This window comes from Nocardia sichangensis (assembly GCF_047200615.1).
GTDB classification, from domain to species: Bacteria; Actinomycetota; Actinomycetes; order Mycobacteriales; family Mycobacteriaceae; genus Nocardia; species Nocardia sichangensis.
This window is the reverse complement of sequence record NZ_JBJZOK010000008.1, coordinates 1-20,212: the sequence shown is the minus strand read 5'-3', so window position 1 is coordinate 20,212 and position 20,212 is coordinate 1. Positions and strand designations below refer to the sequence as shown.

Annotated in this window: 21 protein-coding genes; 4 read left to right on the top strand and 17 right to left on the bottom strand. The window is 67.7% G+C overall.

The genetic code is table 11. The features are described 5' to 3' along the window. Positions 1 to 159 precede the first annotated feature (159 nt). The 17 genes from ACL03I_RS13295 to ACL03I_RS13215 form a co-directional block, all read right to left on the bottom strand. Entirely contained in the window at positions 160 to 1,719 is a 1,560-nt protein-coding gene (locus ACL03I_RS13295; protein ID WP_412806065.1) for a hypothetical protein, read from the bottom strand. A 438-nt stretch (positions 1,720 to 2,157) separates the two neighbouring features. Then, a complete protein-coding gene (locus tag ACL03I_RS13290) occupies positions 2,158 to 2,691 on the bottom strand; it encodes a single-stranded DNA-binding protein (protein ID WP_412806064.1) in 534 nt (177 codons plus the stop codon). A gap of 128 nt (positions 2,692 to 2,819) precedes the next feature. Continuing rightward, complete coding sequence (locus tag ACL03I_RS13285) at positions 2,820 to 4,550, bottom strand: ParB/RepB/Spo0J family partition protein (protein WP_412806063.1); 1,731 nt, start codon at positions 4,548 to 4,550, stop codon at positions 2,820 to 2,822. 116 nt (positions 4,551 to 4,666) lie between these two features. Then, complete coding sequence (locus ACL03I_RS13280) at positions 4,667 to 4,906, bottom strand: hypothetical protein (RefSeq protein ID WP_412806062.1); 240 nt, start codon at positions 4,904 to 4,906, stop codon at positions 4,667 to 4,669. A gap of 136 nt (positions 4,907 to 5,042) precedes the next feature. Continuing rightward, positions 5,043 to 5,948 (bottom strand): DNA-processing protein DprA, encoded by a 906-nt coding sequence (gene dprA / locus ACL03I_RS13275; RefSeq protein WP_412806061.1) that lies wholly within the window; start codon positions 5,946 to 5,948, stop codon positions 5,043 to 5,045. 34 nt (positions 5,949 to 5,982) lie between these two features. Continuing rightward, on the bottom strand, positions 5,983 to 6,957 hold the full coding sequence (locus tag ACL03I_RS13270; protein ID WP_412806060.1) for a DUF4192 family protein: 975 nt from the start codon (positions 6,955 to 6,957) through the stop codon (positions 5,983 to 5,985). A gap of 651 nt (positions 6,958 to 7,608) precedes the next feature. Beyond that, complete coding sequence (locus ACL03I_RS13265; RefSeq protein WP_412806059.1) at positions 7,609 to 8,154, bottom strand: hypothetical protein; 546 nt, start codon at positions 8,152 to 8,154, stop codon at positions 7,609 to 7,611. Positions 8,155 to 8,504: 350 nt separating this feature from the next. Beyond that, the gene (locus ACL03I_RS13260; RefSeq protein WP_412806058.1) at positions 8,505 to 9,191 is read right to left on the bottom strand and encodes a hypothetical protein; all 687 of its coding nucleotides are present in this window, start codon (positions 9,189 to 9,191) and stop codon (positions 8,505 to 8,507) included. A gap of 61 nt (positions 9,192 to 9,252) precedes the next feature. After that, positions 9,253 to 9,462 (bottom strand): hypothetical protein, encoded by a 210-nt coding sequence (locus ACL03I_RS13255; protein WP_412806057.1) that lies wholly within the window; start codon positions 9,460 to 9,462, stop codon positions 9,253 to 9,255. Continuing rightward, entirely contained in the window at positions 9,459 to 9,956 is a 498-nt protein-coding gene (locus ACL03I_RS13250; protein ID WP_412806056.1) for a hypothetical protein, read from the bottom strand. The genes ACL03I_RS13255 and ACL03I_RS13250 overlap by 4 nt, the downstream gene beginning before the upstream one ends. 5 nt (positions 9,957 to 9,961) lie before the next feature. Beyond that, a complete protein-coding gene (locus tag ACL03I_RS13245) occupies positions 9,962 to 10,438 on the bottom strand; it encodes a DUF3085 domain-containing protein (protein WP_412806055.1) in 477 nt (158 codons plus the stop codon). 2 nt (positions 10,439 to 10,440) lie between these two features. Further along, complete coding sequence (locus ACL03I_RS13240) at positions 10,441 to 10,893, bottom strand: hypothetical protein (protein WP_412806054.1); 453 nt, start codon at positions 10,891 to 10,893, stop codon at positions 10,441 to 10,443. Continuing rightward, positions 10,890 to 11,147, bottom strand: a complete 258-nt coding sequence (locus tag ACL03I_RS13235) for a hypothetical protein (protein WP_412806053.1) — start codon at positions 11,145 to 11,147, stop codon at positions 10,890 to 10,892. Before ACL03I_RS13235 ends, ACL03I_RS13240 begins: the two co-directional genes overlap by 4 nt. 68 nt (positions 11,148 to 11,215) lie before the next feature. Next, complete coding sequence (locus ACL03I_RS13230) at positions 11,216 to 11,971, bottom strand: class II glutamine amidotransferase domain-containing protein (RefSeq protein ID WP_412806052.1); 756 nt, start codon at positions 11,969 to 11,971, stop codon at positions 11,216 to 11,218. Further along, a complete protein-coding gene (locus tag ACL03I_RS13225) occupies positions 11,959 to 13,185 on the bottom strand; it encodes a hypothetical protein (RefSeq protein WP_412806051.1) in 1,227 nt (408 codons plus the stop codon). Before ACL03I_RS13225 ends, ACL03I_RS13230 begins: the two co-directional genes overlap by 13 nt. Before the next feature lie 112 nt (positions 13,186 to 13,297). Beyond that, the gene (locus ACL03I_RS13220; RefSeq protein WP_412806050.1) at positions 13,298 to 14,086 is read right to left on the bottom strand and encodes a class II glutamine amidotransferase; all 789 of its coding nucleotides are present in this window, start codon (positions 14,084 to 14,086) and stop codon (positions 13,298 to 13,300) included. Beyond that, positions 14,074 to 15,267 carry a hypothetical protein gene (locus tag ACL03I_RS13215; RefSeq protein WP_412806049.1) on the bottom strand — a complete coding sequence of 398 codons (1,194 nt, stop codon included), beginning with the start codon at positions 15,265 to 15,267 and terminating at the stop codon, positions 14,074 to 14,076. Before ACL03I_RS13215 ends, ACL03I_RS13220 begins: the two co-directional genes overlap by 13 nt. A gap of 589 nt (positions 15,268 to 15,856) precedes the next feature. On the opposite strand from ACL03I_RS13215, the gene ACL03I_RS13210 reads away from it, so the two are divergent. The 4 genes from ACL03I_RS13210 (at position 15,857) to ACL03I_RS13195 (ending at position 20,178) form a co-directional block, all read left to right on the top strand. Beyond that, positions 15,857 to 16,897 carry a tyrosine-type recombinase/integrase gene (locus ACL03I_RS13210; RefSeq protein WP_412806184.1) on the top strand — a complete coding sequence of 347 codons (1,041 nt, stop codon included), beginning with the start codon at positions 15,857 to 15,859 and terminating at the stop codon, positions 16,895 to 16,897. Then, positions 16,894 to 17,238 carry a helix-turn-helix domain-containing protein gene (locus tag ACL03I_RS13205; protein ID WP_412806048.1) on the top strand — a complete coding sequence of 115 codons (345 nt, stop codon included), beginning with the start codon at positions 16,894 to 16,896 and terminating at the stop codon, positions 17,236 to 17,238. Before ACL03I_RS13210 ends, ACL03I_RS13205 begins: the two co-directional genes overlap by 4 nt. A gap of 1,417 nt (positions 17,239 to 18,655) precedes the next feature. After that, positions 18,656 to 19,687 (top strand): hypothetical protein, encoded by a 1,032-nt coding sequence (locus ACL03I_RS13200; protein ID WP_412806047.1) that lies wholly within the window; start codon positions 18,656 to 18,658, stop codon positions 19,685 to 19,687. 248 nt (positions 19,688 to 19,935) lie between these two features. Further along, a complete protein-coding gene (locus ACL03I_RS13195) occupies positions 19,936 to 20,178 on the top strand; it encodes a hypothetical protein (RefSeq protein ID WP_412806046.1) in 243 nt (80 codons plus the stop codon). Positions 20,179 to 20,212: the final 34 nt, after the last annotated feature.

Genomic DNA, 20,212 nt, shown 5'->3' with positions numbered 1-20,212 from the left:
GCGGTGGAGCGGTTCAGGCGCGCGTCCATCCGACGTTCCGGCGGGCGTGTGCGGCCGTCGATGGGTCTGTTCAACAGTTCGGGGTGGTGACCGGTCCGCCGTGGGCGCGGTGGCAGCCACGGCGGACCGGGGATCATCGGGTGAGGACGCGGGCGCGGTTCAGGCCGCGGTCGATTGGCGGCGGGCCGCGACGAGACCGAGGTCGATACGGCAGGTGGTGCAGTAGCCGTCGGCGTGGACGACACCGGGGCGGGCGCAGGCGTCGCAGCGGCCGATCCGCTGCCCGGCTCCCAGCGCCGCCGTTCTGCGTGGGCGGCGGGCGGCCGGTCGCGGTGTCGGGGCAACAGGGGTGGTCTGGTCGAGGTTCATCGCCATCCACCGAGTGATCAAGCGCCAGGTGGGGCCGGTGTTCGCGGCGGCGGCGCGGATGCGGTCGAGGATCGCGCGTGCCTGTCGCGGGTGCGTGGCGGCGATGTAGGCGCAGCGGGAGTCGGCGAAGCTGCGCATGCCCCACCCCGGGGCCAGCGGCGCGATGCCGGGGTGGCCGTCGGCGCGGCAGACGTCGCAGAGACCGTCGTCGCTGACGTGGTCGCCTTCGAGGGCGTGGAGCGCGCGTCGGTCGCTGGCGGGTCGGTCGATCCAGCAGCCGACGCACGGCCAGCCGAGGTAGGGGGTCATGGCCGCGAGGTCGTAGTCCAATCCCGATCCTTGCCAGGTGGACTCGCGGATGTCGAGTTCGGTGTAGGGCAGATACTCGTCGCGGTCGTCGGGAACGGGCAGCCCGGTGCGCCGGGCTGCGAACCGGCTCTGGTCGGCCGGGGTGAGCCTCGGCGGCAGGGCGGGGCGGGCACGGCGAGAGCGTGTGCGTCGATCACCGCCGCCCGCGGGAGCGGGGTCGGTATCGTGGTCGCGTAGGAACGCGCGAGCGGCTTGATCGAGGGCGCTGTCACGGCCGTCGCGTGCGCCGCGGCGCGGAGATGACTCGGGCGCGAGGAGGTGTCGGTCGGCCTCGGTGTAGCAGTGGGCGACGTGCAGGAAGTAGCTGCGGTCCCACAGGTCGGCTTGCACGTGCGCCCACATCAGGTCGAGGGGTTTGTGTGGTTCGGGCACCGGCGGGGTTCGGTCGGTGTCGGGCTCGGTGTCGATCGCGTAGAGCCGGTCTGCGGCGTAGGCGGCGTAGATCTGCTCGCCGCGCTCGGTTGCGCGGCGGTCGCGGTCACGGTGACGCAGATTGACCGTGGCGGGCACCGGCGTGCGGGCTGCGCGGCGAGCGGCGATCGCCTCGGTGCTCAGGCGCGCGGCGTCGGTGGCGGCGGTGGGGGTGGCGGTGAGCCGGTCACGGTTGCGCCGGTCGCGGATGGAGCGGCGCACCCATTCGGCGGCCTCGATCGAGATGTCGGATTGCTGGGGCATCTCGGGCCGATACAGACCGGGTTCGGAGTCGGCGGTGTAAGCGATGATCATGTCCCGCAGTTCGGGTCGGCTCTTGGCCATCCGGCCCAGCTGCCGTGCCGCGACCTTGAACGGGGACCGGGTCAACAGGTCCGCGGCCCGGTCGAGCAGTTGGCGCTCCTGCGGGGAGGCCAAGGCCAGAACCTCGGTGAAACGCTCACGCGCCCGGTCGGGATCGACCTCGAGAAGGTACTCGATCTCACCGAGCGCCTCAGCGAACGGGGAATCGGCCACAGCAGTTTCGGGAGTGTTCAACGTAGCGGTCATCACGGACTCCTGTCGTTGTCGTGGAAACAGCTCGGCCCCGTACCGGACGCGCGCACAGCACGAACCCCGGCACGGGGCTGGGCGGCTGGTCGTCTGACCCGCCTGAGTGCGACCGACCAGGGTGGGATCCCGACACGGCGAAGGGAACGCGCCCACCCGGGCGGCGGCGAATTCGTGCGCTGAGCGCACCGGCCGGCGCGGATGGTGGACGTCGCGCGGGCGAATTCGGTGACGCCCGGGGCGCGGGCCCGCAGCCGTGGCGGGATCACGGCCTGGTAGCACTCAGCAAGGCGGGACAGACGGCCAGACGATCAGCCCTCACCCACCGAAAACTCGACGGCACGAGCTGATCAGCGGTGGCCGCACAGTGAATCTTCGTTCCCGAAAGGTCAGGGCCAGGCTGCCAGTACCGGCGACCACGATGCGCGTGAGTTCGGATCAGCACGCCGGATCTTCCACCTCAGAGCCACCGCCGAAGGAGCTCACGGCGTTGAACCCCCATGGGTCATCGCTCCTGGTTCCCGCTACCGCGCCCACGAGGTCCCGGGCCCGGTCATCGCTGTCGGAACGACCGGCCGCCGCGCGGCTGTAGCCATTTCCGGGATGGCGGGAAACGCGGTTGACCTTGGCGGTGGCGAAGCGCAGCGATGGCCCGATCTCGTCGACCTCAAGTTCCATTCGGCTGCGCTTGTCGCCTTCGGCGGTCTGCCAGCTGCGCTGCCTCAACCGGCCGGACACGATCACTCGCGCACCTCTGGTCAGCGACTCGGCAACGTTCTCCGCGGCCTCGCGCCAGATGCTGCACGGCATGAACAGCGCCTCGCCGTCTTTCCACTCGTTGGCGTTGCGGTCGTGATACCGCGGGGTGGAGGCGACGGTGAAGTTCGCGACCGCGTGACCGGCGGGGGTGAACCTCAACTCTGGATCGGCGGTCAGGTTGCCGATCACAGTCAGCACGGTGTCTCCGGCCATGAGCATGCTCCTTCACGAAGTGTGGACGTCTGGGGATGGATCGGCGATCGTGCTGCCACCGAGTTGTGGCCCTCGGTGGCAGCACGGGCCGCCGGATCGCCTCCCGCCCAGAAACAGCGGTGGTGGTGTCAGGAGGCGAGGTCGATGTCGTGGTAGTCGATGTCTCCGGCGGCGGCCTGTTCGACATCGACCAGCGCGAAGTCCAGCTCGGTTCCGGCTACGGCGTCGGCGAGGAAATGCAGATACCGTTGCGTGGCCGCGGAGCTGTCGCGCCAGAAGCTCTTGCCGATCGGCGCTTCGGCGGCGGCGATCTGCATGGCGAGCACGATCATCCACGCCCGCGACGGTGTCGCGGCATGGATCGCTGCGACCAGCTGCTGGGTGGAGCCGCCGACGCCGAGCAGTTTGGTCACCTTCTGCAACACGCTCGGATCAAGGGTGTGGGCGATGGATTCGGCGACGAACGCCGCCGCCTGCCGCGGCGGGGTGCGTCCGGCCAGCAGGCGCGGCAGGAACTCCTGCCGCCGCGCGTTGGCCGCATCTCCGCGTTTGTTCAGCTCGATCACCCGCCGCCGGTCCTGGCGCGCCTGCTCCCGCTCGGCGGCCGCCTTCGCGGCGGCTTCTTCGGAGCAGTCACCGGTGTCGGGGACGATCTGTTGCAGGCCGCTGTCGGGCAGTGCGCTGGCGGGCAGGAAGTAGGTGGGGATCCAGCGGTCGCGCCGCTGCACCTGCTCGGCGTGCACCCGCCCGTCGGCGGGTTCGGCGGACAGATCACCGTGGGTGCTCCAGTCGACGGTGTCGGGGTCGATGATCGCGCCGGTGTCCTTGTCGACCAGCAGCCCGTTCTCCTGCACCTCGAGGTACACCGTCCACCGGGCCGGGTCGGTGTAGATCTGTTCCTCGCTGACCGGCTCACCGTCGGCGGTGACCAGCTCGCTGGCCGGGATGTAGGCCGCGTCCGGTTCGCTGGTGTCGGGTTCGGTGGCGAGGACCCCGAACCCGTACGCGCCGTAGAGCAGCGACTCGTGAAGGCGGGCGCGGGTTTCGGCGCGGTCGTGCTCGATCCGCTTGGCGGTGGAGGCGAAGCTCCACCGGCCCGCTGTCGCCAGCCGCTGCACCGCGTCGGTGTCGCCGAGGTTGTCGTAGTGGGCGATCACCGCGAGCTCATCGAGGGTGTACTGGCGCTGTTCCAGCAGCTGTTTGGCGGTGTGGGAGCCGCCGACCGCGGCGGTCTTCTGAATCTCCGACCGCTTGCGCTGCAACCCTTTCGCGACCCGGGTGGCGGAGGCTCCGAGGTCGAGCATCAACGCGATGCCGGTGGCGCGGTCGGCGTCGGTCAGTGGGACGCGGCGGTCGTTGAGGTTGATCTGGGTCAACGTCCGCGCGATCCGGCGTTCCTTCGGGTCGACGTCGGTGGGGGCGTCGGTGACCCACACCGGCACCCGCGTCAACCCGACCTCGCGCGCGATCAGCGTGCGGATCTGCCCGTCGACGACATGCACGGAACCGTCGGGCTCGCGTTCGGCGCGGATGGGGTTGCCGACACCGAACTCCCTAATCGACGCCGCTTCCTCCGGGCGCGCGGTGAGATCGAAACTCTTGCGGACGTTTTCGGCGATCACCAACTCCGCCGGATCCAGATACTCCGCCTTGGCCTCGGGCACATCGAGCACCACGGGCTCCTCGAGGACGGTGGAGTCCTCGACCACAGCAGTGCTCTGCTTCGCAGCCACGGATGTGGTCTCCTCGACAGTCACCGAGTCGATGCCAGGACCGGGGTCGATGCCAGGACCGGGGTCGATGCCAGGACCGGGGTCGGTGCCGGGGTCGGTGACGGCGGTCAGGGTCGAAGTAGTCAACATGGCTCCTTGATGACAAGCGGCGCGGCGACCCCACCAGTCACAGGTGAGGCCGCCGCGCCGGAAGACGGATACAGGCATGACAGGACGGGCATGCGCCGAGGGCGGATGAGAGGTCAGGCGGCGCTTTGGGCGCTGTGGCGGGCGACGTTGATCGGGTGCAGTCGCAGCACGCCGTGTTCGTCGTCGTCGAGGAACGCCCAGTAGCGGCCCCGCCAGCCGGGGTAGTCGCCGCGCCAGCGCTCCAGCACCGCCGAATCGGTGATGTCGGGCGCGGCTCCGGCGTAGCCGAGGTGCTCGAGACGGTCGTAGTCGCCACGAGCAAGGGACTGCACGGCAAGGCTGGATGCGGACATGAACAAACCTCCTGGGATCAATGGGACGGACTCGACGCCGCCGCAACGGGTGGGTCGGATACGGACACGAAGTGCTGTCGCCAGATCAGCAATGCCTGCGGGCGGTTACGTGGTGGCAGCCCACGGATGCCCCTGGTCAGCCGAGCGCGGCGGGGTCGGCGTGCAGGTCGTCGATGACCTGGTGGGCATCGGTGACCAGGCGGGCGTGCCCGGAGCGGATCAGGTCGTGGCAGCCCCTCGATGCTGAGGAGTAGACGGGGCCGGGGATCGCGAACACCGGGCGGTTGAGTTGGTGCGCCCAGCGGGCGGTATTGCGAGTACCGCCGCGGATCCCCGATTCTGGGATGACCAGTGCCCGTGACAGCGCCGCGACGAGCCGGTTGCGTTGCAGGAATTGGTGTTTGGCGGCCGGAGTATCGGGTGGGTACTCGGAAATGAGCAGCCCGGTCTCGGCGATCCGGTCGAACAGCTCGCCATGTGGGGCGGGGTAGGTGCGACCCAACCCGGTCGCGACCACGGCGACCGTGCGGCCACCCCGGTTGAGCGCCGCACGATGGGCGGCGGCGTCGATCCCGAACGCTCCGCCGCTGATGACCGTCCAACCGCGCTCGGCCAGATCACCGGCGACATCATGGGTGACGTGCACCCCGTAGTCGGAGGCGGCGCGCGCTCCGACGACCGCGACGTGGAACTGCGCCAGCGGACTGTGCCGCAGTGTGCCGCGCATCCACAACACCACCGGACTCCCCGCAGTGATGCCAGGCACGTCGAGGTCGGTCACAGCCCTCGGCCACTCGGCATCGTCGCGGGTGACCAGTCGAGCCCCAACCGAGGCAGCGTGGTCGAGGTCGCGGGCGGCCAGATCCGCCAGAGCATCCGGAACACCGGTGGCGGCAACCCGGCCGGTGGCCAGCTGGGCAGCGGCCTCCTCGACCTCGTGCGTGGCCATCAGCTCGCGCACGACCGGCGCGGCGGTCAACGCGGCGCGGGCCAGGATCGCCCACGCCAGCCGGCGGGAGAGGGTGTGCGATGCGGGAATCATGAAGCCTCCACAGGGATTGATGCGGGTGCGGGGTTCAGTCGATGTCGATGCCCAGTTGCAGGGCGCTCGCGCGCCCGGCACTGATCGCGGCGCGCAAGAGCGCGACCGGGACGGCGCGGTGGATTCCGGCAGCCATCGCCTGCACTGTCGGGTTGTCGGGGTCATCGGCCACCGCGATGCCGATCGCCGCCGCGGCCCGGTCACGGTCACCGTCGACGTAGGCGGTGACCGCGCACAGCATTGCCGCCGCAGTGCGGTGTGGTGCGGGCAGCGCCCGCACCAACAGCGCCCACAACCGCTGTCCGCGTTGTCCCTTCGCGCCGACGGCGAAGGCATACAGGCTGTCGCGGACCAGCCCGTCGGTGAGTGCATCGGCGAGCTCGGCGACCTCCGCAGCCGACAGCACACCCTCGTCCCGGACCGCCTCGACCTGCATCGAGGCCAGCCGCAGTCGTTCCCGCGACAGCTCACGGTCACCGCCACGCACCGTCACGAGCGCCGCGACCTCGGCAGCCAGACCGGCATCTGGCATCAGGTCGGGTGGAAGGTCGGCGGCGCTGTGGCCGCGCGGCGCGGCGTAGGGCAGCAGACCGTGCTCGCTGCCGAACAGACTCGCCCACGGGTGGCCCGGGTCGCGGCCGGTGACCGACCACGCCGCGAACCGCCCGACACCCAGGTCGGTGAGTTGATCGCGGATCCGGGCCGCTAGTACGCGGTGCTCGTCGCGAGGAAACCGTGTACCGAGGGGGTCGTCGACCACGACCACGGCGACGGCGACGGGGCGATACTCCGCGCACCAGCGGCGGATGTGGGCCAGGATCGGGCTGGTGGCCAGGTAATGGCCGGTTCGGGCCAGGTCTTCGTGGCGGAAGCGTTCCACTCCGATATACCCGGCCGACCCGGACGTGGGTTCGCGCAAGGTCATCACGACCAGTGACCGGTGTGGCGGTTCGGGCAGCCTGGCCAACTGCTCGGTGATGAAACGGCCGGGATCATCGACGAACGACACGACAAACCTCCTCGATCACTGGGACAGGAGCGCGCCTCACCCACATCGGGCGAGACACCGCAGAAAGACACGCGCACCGAACGGCGCTGGCCGCGGCGGTGGCGGAATCGCTGGAGAGCGTGAGGCGGGGACGGTGGATGTGCCCGGGAGGGGGACGGGCGCATCCACCACCGCGCCTCGACGCCGGGTGAAGCAGCGGGCGGCACCCCAGCGCGGGCAGCATCGGGCTTCGACCGACGGAAAAGCGAAAGTGACTGTCCCCCCGATGAAGTCCGAACCCCTGTAGGCAGACTAGCCCCGTCGCCCATTCGAACCAGGAGATGCCCCATTCAAGCGCGCACCACACGCGGGAGATGCGGGCGGCCACACCATGCGTCTTCTGCCGGTGTACCCTCACCTGTTCGTCAACATGGCTACCGCAGGCAGAACGACCGGATCATCTACCAAGGGATCCATGGACGCCTCGACCCTCGTGCTGAGGATCTCGGTGAGGATCACACCGTCGACGAGGCCCACGCTGGCGACGACCTGCCGTTTCCGTGGTTTGTTCGGTCTGACCGTCGGTGCTGGCGCTCCGATACATCGGTGCTATTCACAACGCTGTTTCGGCCGGGCGGGGCACAGTGACCTCGGAGTTGACGAAAGCGCCTGCTACCAGTGTTCGATCAGGTCGAAATGCAGCTGCCCGTAGCCATCGGGGACGGCGGTTCCGACGGTGATGCGGTCACGAGCCCACGATCCCACTGCCTCGAATCCGAGATCGCTGATGGCGCGCTGCGGGTGGAGGTCGCCACCTCCTCGCCCATTGCCCTCCGCTGTCAGGATCGGAAGCGGATGAATGCGGAGCTCAACGTCGTTGGCCGGGACGACGTTCTTGTCCACGTAGACCCGCTTGTCATGGTTGATGACATAGCGGCCGATGACGGCCGAGTCCGGGACCGTGGCCTTAGTTGCGGAATCTGCACGGTCATAGAGGTTTTCCGGTTTGATGCCACCGCCCTCGATGTCGGCATAGTGGCCGGCCCACACGACCCGGGTTGGTTCGGTCAGCAACCGTTCAACTGCCTCAACGAATTCGTCGCCGATCCACGAATGCTCCATGAGCTTGATGCTCATGTGGTAGTCCCACGGGTCGACATAGCCGACGATGTCGTCGGCGTCATCGGCGAGCAGGACAGCTCTGAAGAACTGGCCCATAGCGAGAAGCACCTTTCGAGAGAGATCGATGAAATGTGAAGGTGGAGCGCATGACGGCCCCGGACTCGCGTGATACAGACCACTGGTTCGGCGGCGCTGGTGATCACCACGGGCGGGGGCGGCTGGTGTGCGGGTCGAGGTCGCGCACCGCGACCGGGACGGGTGCGCTAGGCGTCCTACAGGACGGCGACGGGCTTCGGTGTGCCGAGCGCTGAGCGTCCACGCAGCGCTTCGGTGCGGCGGGAGACAAGCCGGTCACACGACACCGGAACTTTCTCGCAACCGGGCTGCACCGATCTTCGGCGTGCGCGGCAGTGCGCCGATGCGGGCGCGCGTCCTGCCCGTGGCCGTCACAGCCGCAGGCCCCCGTAGCCGAACATGGCTGCGAACGCGAGATGAGCGCGCAGCAGGTCGACCGGGTGAGACGTCCCGTCGGCGGCGGGTGCGGCGTCGCGGACCTTCCGGATCTTCAACAGTTTCGCTCCACGCAGCTCGATACCAGTCACCGGCGGTGCGGTGTCGGTGCCAGGATCGTGGACGGTGGTGTAGTCCGAGATAGGAATCCACACCTCGTACCAGGCGTCAGCGGGCTGGCCTTCGCGCGGCGCCTCCCGCGAGTCGCGTTCGTTGGCCTGCCACCGCCGACACTGACAAGCCGGGTCCTCGCAGCGGGCGAACTTCTCGGGCGGGTGCGGGTTGTAGCGAGTCTGCCGTCCTGCCAGCATCGGGCACGCCTGTCGGGAGTAGTGCCCGCATTCGGGATGCACGCCCGGCTCTGGGGAGATTCCGCGCAGGTGGTCGGCCGGGCGGATGTAGAGCACGACCCGGTCATCCAGGGGCTGCCCGCAGACCTGGCACAGCCTGCGTGATAGCGCCTCTCGTAGTCGCCGGTGGTCGAGTTTGCCCCAGACCGGGCGGGTGCGGTCGCGGTGGGCGAGGGTGATGTGCGGGACCACCAGTCCCTGCGCCAGCGGTGCGTGCGCCAGCCGCACAGGGATCGGCGGCCGCGCGGGTACTGGTACTACGGGTTCAGTCAACGACGATCACCTCGAATCACTCGGAGGATGGGCCCACCTGCAGTGGCAGACGGGCAGAGTGTCAGGACTCGGTGGACTGGATCGGTGCGGCCGAGACCTCGAGACGGATCACCCGCTCGGCGGTCCGGGGGGCATGGATGCGGACCTCGATCACCGCGCGCAACGCGCCCGGAACGGGCGGTTCGGCGATCCAGGGTTCGAACCGGTCGGGGTCGCGGTGGGGAAGGTTGGCTTCGATCCAGGTCACCAGCTCTGTAGCGTTGGTGATCACCACGGCCAGCGGCGACCGGTGTGCGGGTCGAGGTCGTGCACCGCGACCGCGACGGGTGCGCCGGGCACCTGGATGCTGACCGACCGCGGCAGCAACGCCTGGAGGCCGCTGGCAGCGAGATTGCCGCGCGCGACCACCCACCGGCCACGCTCATCGAGCTGGGCGGGCAGCAGCCTCCACCCGTACCCGCTCGGCAACCGATCGAACAGCTGTCGCTGCCAGATGTCTCGGCTGCCGCCGTCCTCATCGACAGTGACGTGGGTTGCGTATTCGATGCGCACCAACGCCATCACGACCGCCACCCCCGCTCTGGCCACGCCAGGGTGAATGCCGGGGAACACGCCGATCGAGGCGCCCGGTCGGGGCGGAGTGGAGAACGCCGCGTGATACCCCGCGACGAGCACCTGTGCGGTGGGAGCGAGGTCGGGCAGGACCGACCGATATCGAGGATCGGTCTGCAAGCGGGCGAGGTAGCGGCTGGATTCAATCCCCACCGCGATCACCCCACGCCTTGGGGCGGGTGCTGGTCAGCGCCAGCAGATGGCGTGGGGGTGGAGGCGGTTGGGCTGAACCTCATGGCGAAGCTGCTGGTTGAGACGGTGATGGACAACCACCCGTTCACCGCGGCGTAGGCGCGGATCAGCTCGATGAGCGTGTGGCCGTCGAAATCCTCGGTGAGATCGAGGTATTCGACGAAGTCGTCACCGAGCGGGTCACCATGGATCCAGTGGGTTCCGGGGCCGTGGTCGAGGGCGTAGACCACGTGCGCCTGGTAGTCGGGGCTGTCGGATTCGCCGGGCTGGTGGGGGATGCCGTTGCTCATCAGGTAGATGCCGTGGTCTTTGACCCAGATCAGCGACGGCACCGCCGGGCCGGGATCGGCATACGGACAGCGGGAATGCTGCGAAGCGGCCATCGCGTGCTCGGCGAGGTCGATCACCTTCGACAGCGGGAACCACAGTACGACCGAAGCCATGCTCAGCACTCCTTTCGGTGGGAGAACTCGGGGGACACCGCTTCGGGTGTGCCGCCGCCGAGTGGGCGGACGGATTCGATGAACCTCAACGGCAGCAGCACCCCGGCCTGCTCGCCGGCGCGGGTGAGCACGGTGTGGTGGCGGTGCACCGCCTGGACGTGCACGTGGTCGTGGACATGGCCGCCGCGGGTGATGACCGTGGCCGCCACCCGGGCGCGGCGGAGCCGATGCAGTTCGGTCGCGAGGAGCGCGACCACCGGATCACCACCCTCGCTGTCCCCGGAGGCCGCGGCGGTGCTGGCCAGACGCCGGCGCAGCATGTCGCGGGCGGCACCGAGGTCGTCGAGGTCGGCCTCGTCGTCGAACCAGGCGTCGATGCGCGCGAGGACCAGGCGAAGGAACTGCTGCTCGGATGCCTCAGCGATCGGTGCTGGCAGGGTGTGGTGGTCGCTCATCGGCGACCGCCCCGCAGACGGCGCCACCACGTGGCTCGGCGGATCCGGCCGGGCCGGGAGCCAGTGGCCAGCGCTGTGGCGAGGATGTCGCAGGCGTTCGGGCTCAGGTCGGCGTAGCGCCAGTCGGTGTCGGGATTGTCGCGGTCGCGCAGCAGCAGCCGCACGTGGTGGCTGTCGGTGCTGGCGATGACGCTGTGGCCGTCGACGTCGTGCAGCCGGATGAGGATCGTGGCCAGATTCGGGTAGTAGGGCACGGAAAGATCCGCCTTTCTCGGGAGGTTGTCGAGGCCGAAGGTCGGCGACCAGGCCGTGATGTGCGTGGTCAGGCAGTTTCGAGTTCGATCAGGTCGGCGTAACGGTCCATGCCGTCGAACGCCTCCCAGTCGCATCGGGGAAACGGGCGCAGGCATTCGGCGCAGAAACCGCACGCGGTGCAGTGCGGGCCGGGCTGTTCGGGGTCGAATTCGCCGCAACCCAGGCACTCCCAGTCCACGGCGGCGCTGTAGCCCCAGGTGTGCGGCAGGTAGGTGCGGTTGGAGTACCAGATTCCGCCGTCCCAGTGCCCGTAGCGCTCGTTGAAGATGTAGGCGGAGTGCTTGTAGGCGGGGTCGACGGTCAAGATCACCATTTTGTCGCCGCCCAGCCACCGCTCCAGTCGCTCCCGCCCGGCCCAGGAGTCCAGTGGTCCGAACGGCATGCTCGGCAGGAAGTCCTCTGCGGCGATGCGGGTGTCGCTTCGACTGTCGCCCTTCGCGGGGTGGACGTTGTCGGGCAGGATCCCGTTGTGCGCGAGCACGGTTCGCTCGTTACCGCCGACGAGGAACGGATGACAGTTGTCCACCGTGAGGTGGCCGTGGGTGGCCAGCCGGGAATGGAACAACGCCGCCCCCTCGGGATGACGCTCCCGCACGGCGGCGAACTCGGTGATCACTTTCTCGGCGTTCATGCCGCGACCGACGAGGATGCCGGTGTCGGTGAGCACGGCGTAGCCGTGGCCGTGCGGGTTGGCCAACGCCCCACTGGTCAGAGCGTCGAGGTCGGGACTGATACCGGGTTTGACGAATGTCAAGATGCACACGCGAGGGCCTCCATTTCAGCCAGGAGCGGGGAGTAGTCGGGCCGCGAGCGCACCCAGGTAGTGAAGGCGGTCCATTCCCAGCCGCGCCGGCGCGCGATATCCGCCGCCGACAGCCCGCGGGTGTATTCGACCGACGCCGCCGCGAACGCCAATGCGGCTTGGACTTGCTGGGGGTGCAGGGAGCTGGCGAAGACCCGCAGCTCGAAGGTGTCTTCCGGGCAGACGTTGATGGCCTGGTAGCGGCCGTAGCCGTCGGTGCCGCCCTTGGCGTACTCCTGCGCGTTGGACCGCTGCTGGAAGGAGAACCGCGCCCATTCCGGGTCCTGCCGCCGCGCCAGCGTGGTGACCGCGTGTTCGTTGCGGTACACGAATTTCAGCCAGCGGTAGGCGTGGGCGGGGGAGGAGAACCCGGCGCGGGAGAGATGGACATGGATGCCGACGCCGTCGTCGGTGTAGCAGCCCAGCAACCGCAGCCGACCCAGCAGCTGCCACGGAAACCGTTGCAGCGCAAACTCATAGGACATGGGGTGGGTGACGAGTTCGAACCCGCAGGAGATCGAGCCGTCTTCCTTCAGATATGCCAGGTCCCGGATGTGCGCGACGGCGGTGTCGACCGCGTCGCGGTAGCTGCGGTCGGGGGTTTTGATCTCCAGTTCCATCCCGAGGAACAGCGGGCCGTCACCGTGGAAACGCAGTGCGGGGGTGTAGTAGGAGTCGTGGACGGCGTGATGGGTGGGGGAGTAGGTGTCGAAGCAGTTGTCGCAGTAGGTGGTGTCGAGCGGGACGAGGGTGAAGCATTCGCAGCATTCGTGGTAGTCCTCGTCCGCGCACCGCTCACACACCCGGTTACCGCCGTCGACGCAATAGACATCCTGGGCGAGGCCGGCGCAGTCGTCGCAGGTCTCGTAGCCGGACGCGCACTCGTCGCAGACTTCTGTGTCGGTGCTGACAACGCTGCGGATGTCGCGGGTGTAGACGTCGCATTCCCCGCACCGCTGCCAGCCGGTCAGGCATTCCCGGCACAGCAGGGCGTCCTCGACGGTGCGGGCCAGGGTATCGGCGCGGGCGTGGCCGGCGCAGTTGTCACAGCGCGACAGCGCGTCCGCGCAACCCGGGCACACCCGATCGCCGTCGACGGTGGCGATGAGGTCCTCGCCGAGGACCGGGCTGGAGCATTCCTCACACGACGCGTCGGGGAGTGTGGAGGCGGGCATGACGAATCAGGTCCCTTCTCGTGGGATGGAAAGAACCCCGCACCCAGCCGAGGAAGCAGGCGGTGTGCGGGGGTTCTGAATGGGCGGCAGGCCGTGGTGGCGCGCTAGGGGTTCAGGGGGCGCTGGCTTGCTGGCGGGGAGGGTGATGCGCCGAGGGCAGCGCGCGCAGCTTCCGATGACCGGAAGCGGTGGGTGCGGTGTGGCAGGTGCAGTCGGGGAAGGCGGTTTCGCAGTCGAAGCACCAGCCGCACTCACCGCAGTAGCGGCTGGCGCGGTGCAGGTCCAATGTCTGGCAGTACCCACACAGGTACCGGCGTCGCTTCGGCCAGCGCAGCGCCAAGGGCAGGTAGCTGTTGTTGGAGTACCAGACTTCGTCTTGCCAGTACCCGTGGTGGTGGCCGAACAGGTAAGCGTGGTGCTGGTAGGCCGGGTCGACGGTGAGGATCAGCAGTTTGCTCGCCCCCAGCCACGACGCCAGCCCCCGCGCCCCGCGATGGGTGTCGATCGACCCGAACGGCGCCGAGGCCAGGTACTCCTCGGCCGCGATTCGGGTGTCCGAGCGCGGGTCGTAAGGACCGGGGTGCACCCGTTTGGGCAGTGTCCCGTTGTGCGCCAGCACGGTTCGGGGGTCACCACCGAGCCGGAACGGGTGACAGTTGTGGATGCCTATGGCGCCGTGGGTGGCGTAGCGGGAATGGAACAACGCCGGACCGGCCGGATGCGCGGCACGTGCCTTGAGGAATTCGGTGATCACGCGCTCGGCGTTCATTCCGCGCCCGAGCAGGATCCGGTGGTCGGTGACGATCGCGAACCCGTGGCCGTGCGGGTTGGCTTGCGCACCGTAGGCCAACGCGTCCGGGTCGGGGGTCACCTGTGCGGGCAGGTAGGTCAGCAAGCACATTCCAGGTCCTCCATCTCCGCCCACAGGGGCTGGTAGTCGGGGTGATCAGCGACCCAGGCGGCGAAGCGGCCCCATTCCCAGCCACCGGCGCGGACATCGGCGATGCGCAGGCCGCGGGTGTAGTGGATGGAGGCGGCGGTGAACGCCAGCGCCGCCTGCACCCGTTGGGTGTCGAGGGAGCTGGCGAACACCCGCAGTTCGAGGGTTTTGCGGGGGTAGGGGTTGATCGCCTGATACCGCTCCAAACCCAGCGCGTGCTGAGGGCCTTTGGCGGTGTCCTTCGCCCGTGCCCGCGCCGTGCGGTCGAACGGTGCGTATCGGGAGCGGCGCCGCGCGAGGGTGGAGACGGCGGATTCGTTGCGGTACAACAGCTTCATCCACCGGTAGATATGCGCGGGGGAATCGAACCCGTCGCGGCTGGCGTGCACGTGCAAACCGACAGAGGAGTCGGTGTCGCAGTCGAGGTCTTCCAACGCCTCGAGCAGCGGCCAGGGAAACCGGTCGATCGCATACCGGTAGGACATGGGATGGGTCACCAACTCGAATCCCGTGGGCCGGATCGAGGAATCCTGCTTCAGATACCCCAGGCCGCCGAGGTGCTCGGTGGCGAGGGTGACGCATTCGCCGTAGCGGTAGCCGGGGACGATGATCTCCAGCTCCAAACCCAGAAACAAAGGGCCCTCCCCGTGGAAGCGGGGGTCGGGTTTGTAGGTGTAGTGCCAGACATGGTCTTGGCCTGTAAGACAGTCACAGGCGTGACCGGGGCGGGTCAGGGTGTCGCAGTGCGGGCAGGCGGTGAGCCGGTGGACGCAGCGGGTGCAGGCGCGGTACCCGCCGGCGACGTAGCGGCCGTTGGCGGTGTAGCGGCCGCACTGGAGGCAGACGTCGAACAACACGGTCGCGCAGCGCAGGCACACTGGGTCGTCGGTGTCGGTCCGCACTGCGGGGCTGGTGGGTTTGCCGCAGGAGATACACGACCGCAAGCCGCCTACACATTTGGCGCAGTATTGCTGCTCATCGGCGGTGTCGATCAACGCGAGCGAGGGCTCGCGGCAGCGATCACACCGCGATATCCGCCCCGCGCAGCGAGGACAGACGAACTGGTCTTCGACCGGGTACCGGTCATCGGGGTCACCACTGCCGCAGACCGCGCACAGCGCAACAGGGAGGGTATCGGGCATGACGGGCCACCTTCCGGAAACGACAGAACGCCAGACCGGAAGGCGTTCTCCGGTCTGGCGTTCAAGGGGCAATAGGGCGTTGGTGATGCGGGCGTGCACCGCCGCGTCCAGCAGGCTGGTTTCCGCGATCGTTGCCGTTCATCGGTGACGACGGAATCCGGCCGGGGTCTGGCTATGTCGCGTGGCGGGCTGCCACGGCGTCGTGGGCGGCTTGCTCGAGCGCGGGCAGGCGGTCGTCGGCGTGGCCGTGCCAGCGGGGTTCGAACCCCACCCGCTGTTTAGGCACCACGGGATCGGGTGCGGCGACGAAGAATTCCTCCAGCCACCCTCGGAAGTCGCATCAGGTGGGAGAGGTTGGTAGGAGGCGGAGCAATGAAGTGGGCTGTCCGCGTTTGACGCGTCTGACGAATCCTATTGGATTACGGGGGCTTTGACGTGCGGACTTGACGTCATATCCCGTTTGATCGAAGATTATCCCGTTTGGCGGGAGGTGATCGTGTCGCGAGATGACGCGCCGGAAGGGTCGGCTCGGCTGGTGCTGGCATCGGGTGTGGCGCTGATTCGTCCCGAGGAGGCGGTGTTCGAGGCGATGCTCACTGGATGGGCGCGCCAACAGTACGGCGGTCGAGGGTTGGGGCGTGCATGTGTGCAAGGCCGGGTAGGTGTGATCCGTCGGTTCGTCGCCTATACGAACGAGTTTCCGTGGAATTGGACGTCGGCGATGGTCGACGAATGGTCGGCGCATCTGATCGGTGAACTACATCGGGCGAGGTCGACCCTTCAACAGACCCAAGGCGCGCTGATATTGTTCTGCGAATTCCTGCTCGACCCGCGGTACGGATGGGCGCAGGAATGCGAGGATCGGTTCGGTACGCATCCCGTGCAGGTGTGCCATGAGGACAACATGGCGCGACACCTGGCGGACTACCGGGGTGATCCTCGGCGTCGCCCACTGACGCGGGAGGAGTTGCAAGCGTTGTTCGACTACGTCGATTCACGTGTTGAACATGCCGTGCGTGTGGGACGTAAGGGCGCTCTGACGGCCTACCGCGACTCGACGCTGTTCAAGACGGTGTACGGGTGGGGGCTGCGGTGCACCGAAGCGTCGCGATTGGATCGCGCGGACTGGTATCGCAATGCCAAAGCAGCGGAGCTCGGACGGTTCGGGATGCTGCATGTGCGGTATGGAAAGGGAAGTCGCGGTTCGGGTTACAAGCGGCGCGAGGTCGCCAGTCTGATGTCGTGGGCTGTCGAGGCGGTAGAGGACTACCTGTCGAACATCTGGCCGCGGTTCGGGCGCGCGGAGCATCCGGCGATGTGGCTGACCGAGCGCGGAGGCCGGTTGGGCTCGGGCGAGATCGACGACCGGTTCGGGATGTATCGCGACGCGGTGGGCCTGGACAAGAAGCTGTCGTTGCACTGTCTTCGGCATTCGTACGTGACCCACATGGTGGAGGACGGCGTGGACCCGAAGTTCATCCAGTCGCAGGTCGGCCATGTGTACCAGTCCACGACCAGCATCTATACGTCGGTGAGTGGCGATTTCGCCAACACCATGATGCGGCAGGCGATCGACCTGGCGCGGCTGAGGGAACAGCCGACCAGCGGGGAAGGAGATGACGAGCGGTGATCGAGAAACTGGACTATTGCTGGAATCTGCGGGAAGTCATGGCCATGCGAGGGTTGTTCACGACGATCTCGTTGCAACCATTGTTGGCTGAGCGGGGAATCGAGCTGTCGTCGAGCCAGATTCACCGGCTGGTGACCGAGCGGCCGGAGCGGCTGAGCCTGCGGGTGCTGATGGCACTGCTGGTGATTCTGGACTGCTCGATGGAGGACCTGATCGAGCCTGTCGCCTTGCCGGGTGCCAACCGGCGCCGCAAGACTGCATCCGGTGAAAAACTGGGCAAAGAATCCGGCGTGGGATCGTTCCGGCCCAGGCGTGCGCGAATCGTGCGACCGGAGTCATGACGGACCGGTTGTCCGATGCAGACGGCGGGCGGGTGCTTGTCGATCCGGTCGGTGTGATCACCGATGTCGTCATGACGGTGGAGCCGGCGCTGGGCGAGGCCGCAGTGCGTGTCGCGATCGAGCAGGCGGCAACCAATCGGCCTGCCCGTCGGAAGCTGGCCCAGGCGTTGGTCAACGACCGGAACTTGCTAATCTCTGGCCGACCGGAGGGGCCGGTGTCGGTGGGACGACTGATCGCGGCGCTCGTCACGGCTGGCGCGAATTCGGTTGTATTACCGCGATGCGCGGACTGCGGCCAACAGAACCCGCTGCCCGCGCAGGTGGGTCACGTGCGGATCTGCACCGGCTGCGACGCCAAGCGTCGTGCCGCCAAGGTGGCGTGCTCGGAGTGCGGGCGGCACATGGTGGGCCGCTACCGCGACCGTCACGGTGGGGCGTTGTGCGCGGGCTGCGCGCCGAAGGATGACCACCTGATACTCGATCAGGTGTGTTCGCTGATCTGTGGGAGAATCACCGACCTCGATGCGCCTGCCGTCCGGCGCGCTGTGGCTGCGACGATAAGACGCCCGCACTACCAACGCCGGTTGATGTGGGAGTTGGAGGAGCACCCGGAATTATTGAACGGCGATGGCGCGCAAGGAAGTCCGCGGCTGGTGGCCACGCTGGAGGCCCTTGCCGCCGCCGGGTCACGTCAGGTGGTTGTCCCACCGTGTCCGGTATGCGACGCGCTGCTGCCCTTGCGCTACGCCCTCGACGGACTACGTGTGTGCCACCGCTGTTATGACCGGCGACACTACCAGCGCTGTTGTCGATGCGAACGCGACGCCAAAGTATCAGGGCGCACGCCAAATGGTGAGGCGTTGTGCCGGAGTTGCTATCAGAACGAGCCGATAAACCACGAAACTTGCGCGATCTGTGGTCGCCGCCGAAAGGTCGCCTCTCACAACGACATCGGCGAACCGGTGTGCGACACCTGCACGACCGCTCCGCTCGCCGAGTGCGGAGTCTGCGGACTGGTGAAACCGTGCTTCGGTACTGCCGCCGGCGCGCCGCGCTGTGAAGCATGTGCCCGCCCCATCCAACCCTGCGTCACGTGCGGCAAGAATCTGCGCGTCCACGTTCGAACACCAGACGGCGGGCCGGTCTGCTCGACCTGCCACCGCAAAGATCCTCGATGGTTCGCCACCTGCACATCGTGTGGGGTGACGGAACGACTGCACCACCGCGGGCTGTGCAAACACTGCGCGGCCGACGCGGCGCTCACCGAGCTGCTCACCGGACCTGACGGGAACATCCCTGCCGAACTGCAGCCGCTGCGCACCACGCTTATGGCGGGGAACCGCGGCAACTGCTCGAATGGCTGGGTAAACGTGGCCGCCGGCCCGGCAACCCGACAACCGCCGAGCTACTGCGGGCGTTGGCGACCGGCGAATACGCGATCAGTCACGATGCCCTCGACGCCCGATCCAGCAAGCAAATCGAACACCTTCGGTCGGTGCTGGTCTACGCCGGTATGCTCCCGACCCGAGACGAGCACGTCGCGGCGCTGCAGCGCTGGATCACAGCCGAGCTCAACACCATTAGCTCGAAGGACGACCTGCTGGTACTGCGATCCTTCATCACCTGGCACTGCCTGCCTCGTCTGAGGCGCAGCCTGGATTCACGTCCTGCGTCGGCATCACAAATCAACGGCCTGCGCAACCGCATCAGGACCGTGATGGAATTCCTCGAGTGGCTGCGCGGACGAGAACGAGAACTGCACCAACTCGACCAATTTGATGTCGATGAGTGGCTGACGACCGGCCCGACCACGCGCTACCACCTGCGTGCGTTCCTCCGGTGGGCGGCGCAGCGCGGGCACGTCGGCGATGTGATTGTCCCGGTCCGCAAGTCGAGGCAACATACGCCTCCCATCGACGCGGACCAGCGATGGGAAATAGCACGAAACATCCTGCACAACAACGAGATAGCACTGCCATATCGCGTCGCCGGACTACTCGTGCTGCTGTATGCACAGCCGATGGCGACGCTCGTGGAAATGACCGTCGATCGGGTTATGCGCAGCGACGACGGCGTCTACGTACGACTCGGCACGCTGCCGTTGCATCTACCCGAGCCGCTGGACGCTCTCATGGTGCGACTCATCGAAGAGCATTCCGGTAAAGCATCGATCGCTCGGCGGAAGCGGTCCGTGTGGCTGTTCCCGGGCGCGCAGCCCGGCAGGCACATCAGCTACATCCAGATGGTCACTCAGCTGCATCGAATAGGCATCCACGGCCTTCCGACGCGAGCAGCGGCCCTGCTCGATCTGTGCACACAGATACCGCCGACGATCGTCAGCCGCCTACTGGGTCTCAGCGTCGCAACAGCCGAAGCGTGGTCGCACACCACCGGGCTCGGCACCTACGCGAGCGTAATCGCGCAGCGGAACAACGGCTCTGGAGTGTAGACGATTCACCCAACGTTGGTTGTCGGGACCACCGACAGCAGTAGAGGAGTGGAACAGGTTACCGTGCTGTCGTTTGGTTCCGAGGCCGGTTCTTGCGCGCTTCGCCTTCGCGGTTGCTCCTGGTTGTGCGTCCCGAGTGGCGGTTTTTGGGCGTGTTGGGGCCACATTTGTCCTGGTTCGGGATGGGCCGTAGTTCGTGCTGGTCAGGCTCTATTCCGAGCTGGCCGGTGATACAGGGGTACAGGCGTATGGCTGGTGTGGATACGACGAGTACGCAGGAACGCTTGCAGCGGATGGAGCGACTGCTGGTTGGAACGCACACTTCATTCACGCACCGCGCAGGCGGGGGCGGGGAAGCGTTATGCGCTCTTGGGGACGGCTTTGCAGGCCGCAGACGGCTGCGGGCGGGGCGCACCCCGACAGATCTGGAAGCCAAGCTGCTGGAGGTGATGCGGGCGGTGTCGTTTACCGACGCCGAGATCCGGGAGTGATATCGGATCTGCCGGGAGTCGATGCAGCGGATGG

Coding starts and splice junctions, on each gene's coding strand:
- ACL03I_RS13240 (WP_412806054.1), bottom strand. CDS start 10,893: ATGAGCGACCACCACACCCTGCCAGCACCGATCGCTGAGGCATCCGAG.
- ACL03I_RS13295 (WP_412806065.1), bottom strand. CDS start 1,719: ATGACCGCTACGTTGAACACTCCCGAAACTGCTGTGGCCGATTCCCCG.
- ACL03I_RS13210 (WP_412806184.1), top strand. CDS start 15,857: ATGCTCACTGGATGGGCGCGCCAACAGTACGGCGGTCGAGGGTTGGGG.
- dprA (WP_412806061.1), bottom strand. CDS start 5,948: ATGATTCCCGCATCGCACACCCTCTCCCGCCGGCTGGCGTGGGCGATC.
- ACL03I_RS13195 (WP_412806046.1), top strand. CDS start 19,936: ATGGCTGGTGTGGATACGACGAGTACGCAGGAACGCTTGCAGCGGATG.
- ACL03I_RS13220 (WP_412806050.1), bottom strand. CDS start 14,086: ATGTGCTTGCTGACCTACCTGCCCGCACAGGTGACCCCCGACCCGGAC.
- ACL03I_RS13265 (WP_412806059.1), bottom strand. CDS start 8,154: ATGGGCCAGTTCTTCAGAGCTGTCCTGCTCGCCGATGACGCCGACGAC.
- ACL03I_RS13245 (WP_412806055.1), bottom strand. CDS start 10,438: ATGGCTTCGGTCGTACTGTGGTTCCCGCTGTCGAAGGTGATCGACCTC.
- ACL03I_RS13290 (WP_412806064.1), bottom strand. CDS start 2,691: ATGGCCGGAGACACCGTGCTGACTGTGATCGGCAACCTGACCGCCGAT.
- ACL03I_RS13225 (WP_412806051.1), bottom strand. CDS start 13,185: ATGCCCGCCTCCACACTCCCCGACGCGTCGTGTGAGGAATGCTCCAGC.
- ACL03I_RS13215 (WP_412806049.1), bottom strand. CDS start 15,267: ATGCCCGATACCCTCCCTGTTGCGCTGTGCGCGGTCTGCGGCAGTGGT.
- ACL03I_RS13280 (WP_412806062.1), bottom strand. CDS start 4,906: ATGTCCGCATCCAGCCTTGCCGTGCAGTCCCTTGCTCGTGGCGACTAC.